This is a genomic window from Flavobacterium pectinovorum, from assembly GCF_900142715.1.
GTDB lineage: Bacteria > Bacteroidota > Bacteroidia > Flavobacteriales > Flavobacteriaceae > Flavobacterium > Flavobacterium pectinovorum.
Window position 1 is genome coordinate 876157 of sequence record NZ_FRBX01000002.1, and the last position, 12516, is coordinate 888672.

Sequence of the window (12516 nt, forward strand, 5' to 3'; positions counted from 1 at the left end):
AAATGATTCCAAATTCCAAGCACTGAATATTCAGTTTGGAATTTGGAATTTTTTTATGATAACTTTTCTATTTTTACAATTCATAAAAAATGTTTTATAAATGAATATTCAGGAAATTCACAATTTGTTTTTGCAATGTAAATCTGTTTCAATTGATACAAGAAAAATTGAAAAAGGTTCTATGTTTTTTGCTATTAAAGGAGGAAATTTTGATGCTAATACTTTTGCTAAGCAAGCACTTGATTTAGGTGCTTTGTTTGTTGTTATTGACAACGAATCTTATTTAATAGATGAAAGAACTATTCTGGTTCAAAATAGTTTAGAAACATTACAGGAATTATCAAAATTTCACAGAACATATTTAAAATTGCCAATTATTGCCTTAACAGGGAGCAATGGTAAAACAACAACCAAAGAATTGATTAATGTTGTTCTGGCTAAAAAATTCAACACAAAAGCAACAATTGGAAATTTAAATAATCATATCGGAGTTCCGTTAACCTTATTGTCTTTTACTGGTGAAACTCAAATAGGTATTGTTGAAATGGGTGCAAATCATAAAAAAGAGATTGAATTTTTATGTGAAATTGCGCAACCTGATTATGGTTACATAACCAATTTTGGCAAAGCTCATTTAGAAGGTTTTGGTGGTGTTGAAGGTGTAATTGAAGGAAAAAGTGAGATGTATCAATATCTTGCCAAAAATAAGAAAACGGCTTTTGTAAATCTGGAAGACCCAATTCAGATTGAAAAATCAAACGGTATTGCTTCATTTACATTTGGAATTAAAAAAGAGAAAGCTGATTTGGAAATTAATAGTATTGAAGCCAATCCATTTGTGGAAGTTGAGTACAATGATTTTAATGTAAAGTCTAATTTAATTGGTCTTTATAATGCTAATAATATTAATGCGGCTGTTGCTATAGGAACTTATTTTAAAGTTGATACAAAAGATATAAAGGCTGCTATTGAAGGATATGTTCCGGATAATAACAGGTCTCAATTATTAAAAAAAGGTACAAATCAAATTATTTTGGATGCTTATAATGCAAATCCTAGTAGTATGGCGGTGGCTATTGCCAATTTTGTACAATTAGACAATCCAAAAAAAGTTATGATTTTGGGTGATATGTTCGAATTAGGGAACGAAAGTGTCCAAGAGCATAAAATCATTGTCGATTCAGTTTCCAATCAAAGTGAATCTGCTTGTTATTTTATTGGAAAAGCATTTTATGAGAATAGAATTTCAAAAGAAAATATCTGGTTTTTTGAAACCTTTGATGCTTTTGCAGAATACCTTAAAACCATAGATTTTAATGACAATATTATTTTAATTAAAGGTTCGAGAGGAATGGCTCTTGAACGAAGTTTAGAATATATTTAATACTTAATAGCATAAATAAACAGCCATTTATTATTGTAAATGGCTGTTTATTTTTGATTAGATGCTCATTAAAAAGCCAATTAAATTCTCTTTCTTATTTAATCCGAGTTTTTTTCTTAATCGATATCTTGCAAGTTCAACACCTCCGCTTGAAATATTCATAATTTCAGCTATTTCCTTTGTTGACATATTCATTAATAAATAAGTAGACAAATCGAGTTCGCGTGGAGAAATCGTCGGGTATTTTTCTTTTAGACGTTTTAAGAACTCAAAATGTACATTTTTAATGTGCTTTTCTAAGTCCTTCCAGCTTTTGTCTGTATTGACCTCTTTTACGATGCTTTTGTGTAATTTATTGAACTCAAATTTTGTTGAGTCGTCCAGGATATTAGTATCAATGTCTTTGAGTTTGTGAATTATTCCATTTAAGATTTTATTCTTCTTTACAACCTGAAGCGAATTATTTACGAGTTCTTTATCTTTTGCTAAAATTTTAATTTGAAGCTTGTCGCTTTTAAGTTTTTCGATTTCTTTTTCAAGTTCATGTTGTTCATGTCTTATTCTGGATTCTTTTTCAAGATACAATCTTCGCTGTTCTATAGTTTCGTAATATTTATTTTTTCTAATTTTTGATTGAATTCTATTCGAAATAATATAGATAGCGGCTAAAACAAAAATAAAATAAATAAGATAGGCCAGAAAATGTCTGTACCATGGCGGAGATATAGTAAAATTTACTTCATTAACATCAGAGACAATACCATAGCTGTTTTTGGCCCTAATTTTCATTGTATAATTGCCTTCTCTCAAATTGGTATATTCTTTAATTGCTACTGTAGACCAATTTCTCCAGCTATCGTCAAAAGGTTCCAGCTTATATGAATACAGTAAGTTTTCCTGATTTTCATAAGTTGGTGACGAAAATGTAAATTTAACATGATTTGAACTATAAGGCAGTTTAAATTCTTTTTCCGGTATTTCAAGATTTCCTATAAGAATGGTATCATCAGTAAATGAAAAACTTTCAATAAATGTGTTTGGTTTCGTTATAAAACTGTTTGATATTTTTGAATCATAATGTGTTAAACCATCCGTTAGGCCTATGAAAATATTGCCGGGATCAATAGTGTTTACAGAAATGTAATTATTAACCAGGTTGCCTGTAAGGTTAGAAAACGGAGCCTCTTTCTTTGTAAAATTGCCATTTTTGTTTTTTGTTAATACACCCAGCGATTCATTATATGAATACCATAAATTTCCATAAGTGTCTTCTATTAAAGTGTTTATTGTAGGTATGCCTTGAAATAACTGAGTAATTTTTTTATCTTCAAAAAAAGCTTCCTGTTCTTTCGAAAATCTATAAAAATGATTTTTAGTTTGAAAGTAGATTTTTTTATTCAGTACTTGTAAGCTTCCGATTCCTTTATAGTCTGATGAAAGCTGAGTATGCTTTTTTATGTTATCAAATCTTTTTAAGTCATCAGACAATACCATTTGATATAAATAGGGATCTTTTTTTAGCCATAAAAAATTTCCATCTAATGCTATTTCAAATGTATTTGTAGTTTCGTCAAATCCTTCAACCTGATTTACATATTCAATGCCATTTGCACCCTTTTTAAAAATCGAAAAACCATTATAACTTTCGCCTATTATATAGTTTTCGTGATTCGGAATTGCTTTAAATCCGAAATAACCTTTTGTATCTAGTACTTTCGAAACCCTGTTTTGATCAATCACTAATGCTCCGCTATTACTGGCGCATAATAGCGTGTTGTTTATTACCTGTACGTTCCAGGCCTGTGCAATTGTACCTTCAACCCTGCTAAAGGGTTCATCTTTAAATGATTTGTTCCAGGAATGATAGAATAATCCCTGATTTGTTGCAACATATAAATATCCATTAAAAAGCAGAGATGAGTAAACTGTTCCGATATTATAACTATAATCAAAAAAGGTGAAAGGCGAATTCTCGTTTATAAAAGTAATTCCATTATCCAATCCCAGCCAAAGATTGTTCTTACTGTCTACAAATGAAGTTAATATAGTATTGTTTTGAAGCCCTTTTTGACGATTAAGATGTTGGATTATTTTTCCGTTTAAATCGCAAACTATGAATCCATTTAATACAGAATTGAGAACGATAAATTTATTCTTTATTATGCAGCCACCCAGTGATGTGTTTTTTTTAATGAATTCATTGGCTTCAGTTTCCCATGGCTTAACTGAATTTCCATCGGTAACAAAAAGCCCTTTTTCCAGAGTTGCCAAAAGCAGCCTGTTATTTGGTAAAGGAAAAACAGACCAGATTTCCTTATCATTAAAAACCGTTGAACCTTTAAGCGGAACTAATTTTCCATTTTTATATTCCAGAATTCCCAGAACTTTATCTTGAAAATAGAGTTTTTTATTAACCAAAAATGAAAATTGAAACTTATTAGGAGCATCAATAAATCGTAGTTTTTCATTTTTAAAGAAAAATACTTTGGTAAATGATTGAAAAATTATTTCTCCTTTATATAGATGGATCCTCCAAATAAGATTGATGTTTTTGTTTGCTTTTTTATCAATCAATTTTGAAAGTGAAAAGTATTTTAAAACTCCTTTTTCATTGCTTTTAAAATATCCAAATTCATCATTTCCTCCTACAAATATTCTTCCGGTATTGTCAATTTTTACACTTCTTATTGCTGTTCCGTTTGGCAAGGAATATTTATGCCATGTAGATCCATCAAACTGAATTAAGCCACTATTGTTGGCAAAGTACATATTTCCTTTTTTATCCTGATCTATGTTCCAGTTTTGGGTTCCTCCTTTATATTCTGTCCTTTTATAGTTCTTTACCTGAGGTAATCCGACACTTTTTACTTGCGCAAAAAACGAAAAAGGTAAGATAAAAATTACAAATAATATTGAAAGTGAATTTATGAATTTCATAATTTTTAAGATCTATTTTTATGAGTAATGTTTTATATTTTGATTTAAAATCGAATATCGTGATTATGATTCTATAGTTTTACTTAATTATTTTCAATAAAAGCGAAAATAATTGTTTTTTCATAAATGTAGTGTTTATTTTTATAATTAACATTTCGATAACATCTAATAATTTATACTTAAATAATTAATAATCAATTTTTTATAAAAAAAATGATGTGTTTTTGTAATGTAATAAAATTTACTTTGATGTGTTTTTGTAATGAATTTTAATTATCAATAGTAAAAATTTAACTTTATTATTGCATCAAATTACTAATTAATTAACCAAAATTTTTAGAAAAATGAAATTAACAAAATTACTTATTTTTTGTTTTTCGTCTCTAATGTTTTCAGTTATCGCAATGGCACAGGACGTTACGGTAAATGGAGTTATAAATGACGAAAGTGGATTACCCGTCCCGGGCGCAACAATATCAGTTAAAGGGACTAAAAAAGCTACTGCCTCTGACTTTGATGGAAAATTTCAAATCAGTGTTCCTTCTAATGGAACTTTATCAGTAACTTTTGTAGGATATGTTACTGTAGACGAACCAGTAAATGGAAGAACTAAACTGGATATTAAATTAAGACCAGAATCTCAAAACTTAAATGAAGTTGTAGTAGTAGGATATGGTACTCAAAAGAAGAGTGTTGTAACTGGATCAATTTCTAGTGTTAAAGCAAAAGATTTGGAAAGTTTACCAATAACGAGAGTAGAGCAAGCTCTACAAGGTAGAGTTTCAGGGGTTTCTATTGCTGCAAATGCAGGTCAGCCAGGATCAGCGTCTACAATACGTATTCGTGGTTTTACTACATTAAACAATAACGATCCTTTATGGGTTGTTGATGGTGTAATTGTAGATAATGGCGGAATTGGATATTTGAATCAATCTGATATTGAATCTATTGAGGTGCTTAAAGATGGTGCTTCTGGTGCAATTTACGGTTCTCGTGCTGCTGCCGGAGTTATTTTGGTAACTACTAAAAAAGGTAAAGCAGGTAAAATTTCTGTAAACTATACTGGTTATGCAGGAACATCTCAGGCTGCTAAAAAAATCGATTTATTAGATGCTTCTCAATATACAACTATTTTAAATGAAGCATATGTAAATGGAGGTAAAGCTGCACCTTTCGCACCAACAACAGCTAAAGGAACAAACTGGCAGGATGTAATTTTTAATGATCATGCTCAACGTTATTCTCACGAATTAAGCTTTAGTGGTGGTAATGATACTTCGACTTTTTATATGTCATTTGGTTTAACAGATCAGGAGGGTATTATTACAACTGATATTTCAAATTATACAAGAAAAAATATCCGTTTAAACTCTAATCATAAGCTTGGTAAGTATATCAAAATTGGTCAGACTTTAGGATATTCTAACGAAAAAACAATTGGTATTGGTAACACAAATGATGAGTTTGGCGGTCCATTATCATCTGCAATCAACTTAGATCCGTTAACACCATCAATTGTTGGTCCAGAAGCTGCAGTTGCAGGTAGCCCATATGTAAATGCAAATGCGCTTAGAGATGCAAACGGAAACTACTATGGTATTTCTACAAACGTTACTCAGGAAACTTCAAATCCATTAGCTTATACACAAACAAGATTAGGAAATAATGATTTCTCTGAAAATTTTGTTGGAAATATTTTTGTTGAAGCAGAAATTTTGCCTGGATTAAAATTCAGATCTACTGCAGGTGCTAAATTAGCTTATTACGGTTCAGATAATTTTACTCCGGTTTACTACTTAAACGGAGCTACGAAAAAAGATGTAAACGAATTATTTAGATCTTACAAAAAATCATATAGCTGGAATTGGGAGAATACTTTGAATTATGCTAAAAAATTCGGAGATCATAACTTTAGTGTTTTAGTAGGTAAAGGAACTTATGTGGATAACATTACATCTGGTAATGATATCACTTACAGAGGCGTTCCTGCAACAACTCATGCTGACGCATCATTTAACGTTGATATTCCAATTGCTGATAAAATTGCAAATGCTTATAATGCACAAGCTTTAGAGCACAGAGTTGAATCATTATTTGGAAGGTTAAATTACGATTACAAAGAGAAATATATTTTTACAGGTATTATTCGTCGTGATGGTTCCACACGTTTTGGACCAAACCACAAATACGGAACTTTCCCTTCTGTGTCTTTAGGATGGGTACCGTCTAAAGAAGGTTTCTGGAAAGAAAATGATGTTGTAAATAATTTAAAAATTAGAGGAGGTTACGGTGTAACTGGTAATGACTCTTCTCCGGATTTCTTATATATTTCAACAGTTGGAATTCAAAGAAACTACACTATTGGTGGAAACATTGCTAACGGACAAAGTACAAATGCAATCGCAAACCCTGATTTGAAATGGGAAGAAACAAAACAAACAAACATTGGTTTTGAAACTATGTTATTTCACGATTTCAATTTAAGTGTAGATTTTTTCAACAAAAAAACAGAAGGTATCTTAATGCCAGTTCCGGTTCCGGGATATGTTGGAGCAACAGGAAAAACATATGCTAACTTAGCAGATATGGAAAATAGAGGTATTGATATTGAATTAGGATACCGTAAAAAAATTGGAGCATTAAACCTTTCAGTTAATGGAAACTTCTCATACATCAAAAATGAGATTACTTACCTTGATAAAGGAACTAACTTTTTAGTAGGTGATGAAACGGTTCAGTCTAGCTCTTATGAGATCAACAGAACACAAGTAGGACAAGCTTATAACTCTTTCTACGGATTTAAAACAAATGGTATTTTCCAGACTCAGGCAGATGTTGATAATTATAAAAATGCTGCAGGAAAAGTAATTCAGCCAAATGCTAAACCAGGAGATTTCCGTTGGCAAGATTTAGATGGAGATGGTTCAATTGGATCTAATGACAGAACTTTCTTGGGAACTTCATTGCCTAAATATACTTACGGGTTTACTTTAAACTTAGATTACAAAGGATTTGATATGTTAGTTTTTGGTCAGGGAGCTGGTGGAAACATGATTTACCAAGGTTTAAGAAGACTTGATATTACAAACGCAAACTACCAAACAGAAGTTTTAGGTCGTTGGACAGGACCGGGATCAACAAACAGTTATCCTAGAGTTACTACAAATGACACGAACAAAAACTTTACAAACCCATCTGATTTTAACTTAGAAAAAGGAGATTTCTTCAGATTTAAAACAGTTCAACTTGGATATTCATTTCCAAAAGAATGGATAGAAAGCATTTCATTGCAAAAAGTAAGATTGTACGTAACAGGAGAAAATTTATGGACAATAACCAAATATACTGGTTATGATCCTGAAATTGGAGGGCCTACTACTGCAGGGATGAACAACGTACAAGGTGTTGACAGAGGTTATTATCCTCAGGCAAAATCGTACATGTTAGGAGTTAATTTGCAATTTTAATTAAAAAAATAAAATATTATGAAACTTATAAGTTTTAAACAGTCACTTATGGCATTTGGAGTGTTGCTTACACTTGGAGCGTGCGATACAGATGAAAAATTAGAAGTGAAAGGTGATGGAGTAGTATATGAAGAAAATTTTTATAGAAACGAAACAGAAGCTTATTCAGGTCTTGTTGCCGCTTACGATAAATTAGGAAAGTTTGCAGGAGCAATGGAAAACGCACCTTTATTATTTTTAAACTCTGCATCAGATGATTTCTATGCAGGTGGTGGAGGGCCAGATGACCAGCCAGGTCTTCAGGTTGCGTCAAACTATAGCATAAGCCCTGGAAATATTCCGCCAAATATTTGGGCAGATTATTACAAAGGTGTTGCAAGATGTAATATCATGTTGGCAAAACTTCCTGCTATTCCTATGGATGCTGCTAAAAAAACAAGATTTACTGCCGAAGTAAAAGCTTTACGTGCTTATTATTATTTTGATCTTGTTAGAATGTTTAAAAACATTCCTTTAATCCTGGCTCCTATTGTACTTAAGGAAGAAATTCCATTAGTTGAACAGTCTAAACCGGAAGTAGTATATGCTCAAATCGAAAAAGATTTAAACGAAGCTATTGCTGATTTGCCAATAACATTACCATCAGCTGAATTAGGAAGATTTACAAAGGGAGCTGCAACTGCTCTTTTAGGAAAAGTATATTTATATGACAATAAAAAAGCAGAAGCTGCTGTCGAATTAGCAAAAGTAAACGGAACTACTCCTGGCCAGCCAAGTAGTTATGGTTATAATTTGATGCCTAAATTTTCGGATTTATGGAATCATGCGAACAAATTTAATACAGAATCTATTTTTGAAATTGCTTATACAGATAAATCAAATGCTGACTGGGGTAATTTTGAAAGAGGTGACGATGAAGGAAACGTTGCTGCTCAGTTAATGGGTATTAGAGATTATACCAGAAAAACTGCTGGTATTGCCGCACTTTTACCAGATTATATTAATGGTTGGGGTTTCATGGTAGTTACTAATGATTTAAGAACTGCTTTACTAGGAGATCCGCGTTATGCTTCTACTATTTTTGATGCAGGTACAGCAAGAGGTACTGGAAATACTGATCCCAATGGACTTATAACATATACCGACAGTTATAATGAAACTGGATATCATTTTATTAAATATGCGGCTGTTAATAGCGATATTAAATCGTCTAATCCATTCTTAAATTTTGGTATTAATACTTATATCATTCGTTTAGCTGATACTTATTTGCTGGAAGCTGAAGCTTTAGGAGGAACAGGAGCAAGAGCTCAGGCACTTTTAGATGCAGTTAGATTAAGAGCAGGAGTATTACCGGTACCCGTTTCTTTAGATGCTATTTATGCAGAAAGAAGATTAGAACTTGCCGGAGAAGGACACCGTTGGTTTGATTTGGTAAGAACAGGTCAGGCTGCTGCTAAATTGGCTTTCAAAGGATTTACTGCAGGAAAAAATGAAGCTTTCCCAATTCCTTACAGTGAATTCAACAACACTAAAATGGTTCAAAACGATCTTTACTAAATTATTTTAAAAATAATAATATCATATAAGAATTGTAACTTCAAATATGATGTTAGTTTGAGTTAAGTTTAAGTTTGGTTGTCAGAATAGCCCATATTCTTTATTGATTATGGGCTATTTTTTAATCAGGTTGACTAAGTTCAAAACGAGATTTGTACAAAAGTCTTACTACTAAAACATATACAATGAAAAAAATTACATTCATTATTACTACTTGTTTATGTTTTTCTTTATCTGTTTTTTCACAAAAGAGCCAAAAACCGGTACAGAAATTTACAACAACCAACAAAAAAATCACAGTTTATACTACTGCCGATAATACAAAATTAAGGTTAACCCCTACAGATAATTTAAGTTTTACAGCATCGAAACAACCCGTTGAAACAGAAGTTTCGGTTTTTGTAGAACCTTCAAAAAAGTTTCAGACCTTTATGGGAATTGGTGGTGCCGTTACAGACGCAAGTGCCGAAATCTTCGCTAAATTATCTAAAGAAAAACAACAAGAATTTTTAAATGCCTATTACGATGCCCAAAAAGGAATTGGATATTCATTGCTAAGAACAACCATTCAGAGTTCTGATTTTAGCAGTGGAAGCTATTCTTACATTGAAGAAGGCGATAAAGAGCTAAAAACTTTTTCGATAGATCACGATAGAAAATACCGTATTCCGTTAATCAAAGATGCGATCAAAACAGCTGGCGGAAAATTAGTTACTTATGCAACGCCTTGGTCTCCAAATGCTTTTATGAAAAGCAATAAAGACGTACTAAAAGGTGGAAAATTATTGCCTGAATTTTTTCAGCCTTGGGCAAATTTCTATGCCAAATTTATAAAAGCTTACAACAAAGAAGGAATTCCAATTTGGGGAACATCGGTACAAAATGAACCAATGGCAACTCAAACCTGGGAATCTTGTTTGTATACTGCAGAAGAAGAAAGAGATTTTCTTAAAAATTATCTTGGACCAACATTGAAAAAAGAAGGTTTAGGAGATGTGAAAATCATCGCCTGGGATCACAATCGTGATTTAATGGTACAAAGAGCAAACATTATTTATTCAGATCCCGAAGCTTCAAAATATGTTTGGGGAATGGGTTTTCACTGGTACGAAACCTGGACAGGTGCTCAACCAATGTTCGACAACGTAGCAAGAGTACACGAAGCATATCCGGATAAAAAACTAATGTTTACAGAAGGATGCGTAGAAAGATTTGACGACACAAAATATCAGTTTTGGCCAAATGCCGAAAGATACGGAACCTCAATGATTAACGATTTTAACAACGGAACCGTTGCCTGGACAGACTGGAATATTCTTCTGGACGAACGAGGCGGGCCAAACCACGTAGGTAATTTTTGTTTTGCGCCTATTCATGCAGATACAAATACAGGTCAGTTAATTTATACACCATCATATTATTACATCGGGCATTTTTCAAAATTCATTCGTCCAAATGCAGTTCGAGTAAGTAGTGCAGTAAGCAGAAGCTATTTGTTAAGTACTTCATTTTTAAATACTGATGGCAAAATGGCGACGATTGTAATGAATCATACTGATAATGAAATTACATACAATTTTATTATTGGGACAGAAAAATCGATTGTCAAAATTCCGGCGCACGCGATACAAACATTGGTTTATTAATTTTTTCGCAATAGTAAAAAGACAATTTTTAAAGTAATAAGTTTTAGAACCACATGAAATCAATCAGCAGTATATTTTTAACCTCGATATTAATTCTGCAGGCTAATTATTCTTCATCACAAAATGCAGGATCTCCCGGAGTTTCATCATCAAAATCAAATAAAAAAATCCAGATATATACAACAGCCGAAAATTCAGATTTAAAGCTGTCGTTGTCTAATAATTTGATTTCGAAAGAAAAAGCGACCGTTTTTATTGAAATTGATGCATCAAAAACGTTTCAGACTTTCTTGGGAATTGGTGGTGCAATAACAGACGCAAGTGCCGAAGTTTTTGCTAAACTTTCTCCCGAAAAGCAACAGGAATTTCTAACCGCTTATTACGATAAAAACAAAGGAATTGGTTATTCATTAGCCAGAACAAACATCCATAGCTGTGATTTTAGCAGCGAAAGTTATACTTATATAGCTGAAGGTGACAAAGATTTGAAAACTTTCAATATTGATCACGATCGAAAATTCAGGATTCCATTACTCAAAAGAGCAATTAAAACTGCCGACGGAAAATTAACTTTATTTGTTAGTCCGTGGAGTCCCCCAGCTTTCATGAAAGACAATAATGATATATTACACGGCGGCGTTTTATTGCCTGAGTTTGCACAATCATGGGCAAATTATTATGCAAAATTTATAAAAGAATACCAAAAAGAAGGAATCCCTGTTTGGGGGTTGACTATTCAAAATGAACCAATGGCGACCCAGCGTTGGGAATCTTGTATTTATACTCCCGAAGCCGAAAGAGATTTCCTGAAAAACTTCCTCGGACCCACTTTAGAAAAAGACGGTTTAGGAGATAAAAAAATAATTATCTGGGATCATAATCGTGGAGACATGCTGGAAAAAAGAGCACAGCTTGTTTTCTCAGATCCTGAAGTTTCAAAATATGCATGGGGAATTGGATTTCACTGGTACGAAACCTGGAACGGCGGAACACCAAAATTCGAATCTGTCGGTAACGTTCACAAAGCTTTTCCAAACAAAAATTTATTATTTACAGAAGGCTGTATCGAAAAATTTGACGCAACGAAATTTCAGTTTTGGGGAAATGCCGAACGTTACGGTCTTAACATGATCAACGATTTTAATAATGGAACCGTTGGCTGGACAGACTGGAATATTCTCTTAGACCAAAATGGCGGGCCAAATCATGTTGGTAATTTTTGTTTTGCACCCATTCATGCCGATACAAATACAGGACAATTAATTTATACACCGATGTATTATTATATTGGACATCTTTCAAAATTCGTTCGTCCCGATGCTAAAAGAATAAGTGAAACTGTAAGTGATAAAGTTTTGCTTTCAACCTCATTTAAAAATACAGATGGAAAAATAGCCACAATTGTTATGAATCAATCAGACAAAAATGTGGTGTATACAATTACAGTTAAATCTCAAAAAAATACAATTACAATACCGGCACATGCGATGCAAACGCTTGTGTATTAGTTTTTAATAAGATA

6 protein-coding genes are annotated in these 12516 nt (G+C 32.4%); 5 read left to right on the forward strand and 1 reads right to left on the reverse strand.

Annotated elements, in window-relative coordinates; genetic code table 11:
* The first annotated feature begins 100 nt into the window (after positions 1-100).
* Positions 101-1384, forward strand: a complete 1284-nt coding sequence (locus tag BUE22_RS10280) for a UDP-N-acetylmuramoyl-tripeptide--D-alanyl-D-alanine ligase (protein ID WP_073394947.1) — start codon at positions 101-103, stop codon at positions 1382-1384.
* A gap of 57 nt (positions 1385-1441) precedes the next feature.
* Here BUE22_RS10280 and BUE22_RS10285 read toward each other — a convergent pair whose 3' ends face one another.
* Positions 1442-4321 carry a triple tyrosine motif-containing protein gene (locus BUE22_RS10285; RefSeq protein WP_073394948.1) on the reverse strand — a complete coding sequence of 960 codons (2880 nt, stop codon included), beginning with the start codon at positions 4319-4321 and terminating at the stop codon, positions 1442-1444.
* A gap of 344 nt (positions 4322-4665) precedes the next feature.
* Between BUE22_RS10285 and BUE22_RS10290 the strand changes: the two genes are divergently transcribed.
* From BUE22_RS10290 to BUE22_RS10305, 4 genes are all read left to right on the forward strand, one after another.
* Positions 4666-7788, forward strand: a complete 3123-nt coding sequence (locus tag BUE22_RS10290) for a SusC/RagA family TonB-linked outer membrane protein (RefSeq protein ID WP_073394949.1) — start codon at positions 4666-4668, stop codon at positions 7786-7788.
* An 18-nt stretch (positions 7789-7806) separates the two neighbouring features.
* Positions 7807-9348, forward strand: a complete 1542-nt coding sequence (locus BUE22_RS10295) for a RagB/SusD family nutrient uptake outer membrane protein (RefSeq protein WP_073394950.1) — start codon at positions 7807-7809, stop codon at positions 9346-9348.
* Between the two features lie 185 nt (positions 9349-9533).
* A complete protein-coding gene (locus BUE22_RS10300) occupies positions 9534-10994 on the forward strand; it encodes a glycoside hydrolase family 30 protein (RefSeq protein ID WP_073394951.1) in 1461 nt (486 codons plus the stop codon).
* 53 nt (positions 10995-11047) lie between these two features.
* Entirely contained in the window at positions 11048-12502 is a 1455-nt protein-coding gene (locus BUE22_RS10305; RefSeq protein WP_073394952.1) for a glycoside hydrolase family 30 protein, read from the forward strand.
* Positions 12503-12516: the final 14 nt, after the last annotated feature.

Coding starts and splice junctions, on each gene's coding strand:
- BUE22_RS10285 (WP_073394948.1), bottom strand. CDS start 4,321: ATGAAATTCATAAATTCACTTTCAATATTATTTGTAATTTTTATCTTA.
- BUE22_RS10300 (WP_073394951.1), top strand. CDS start 9,534: ATGAAAAAAATTACATTCATTATTACTACTTGTTTATGTTTTTCTTTA.
- BUE22_RS10280 (WP_073394947.1), top strand. CDS start 101: ATGAATATTCAGGAAATTCACAATTTGTTTTTGCAATGTAAATCTGTT.
- BUE22_RS10290 (WP_073394949.1), top strand. CDS start 4,666: ATGAAATTAACAAAATTACTTATTTTTTGTTTTTCGTCTCTAATGTTT.
- BUE22_RS10295 (WP_073394950.1), top strand. CDS start 7,807: ATGAAACTTATAAGTTTTAAACAGTCACTTATGGCATTTGGAGTGTTG.
- BUE22_RS10305 (WP_073394952.1), top strand. CDS start 11,048: ATGAAATCAATCAGCAGTATATTTTTAACCTCGATATTAATTCTGCAG.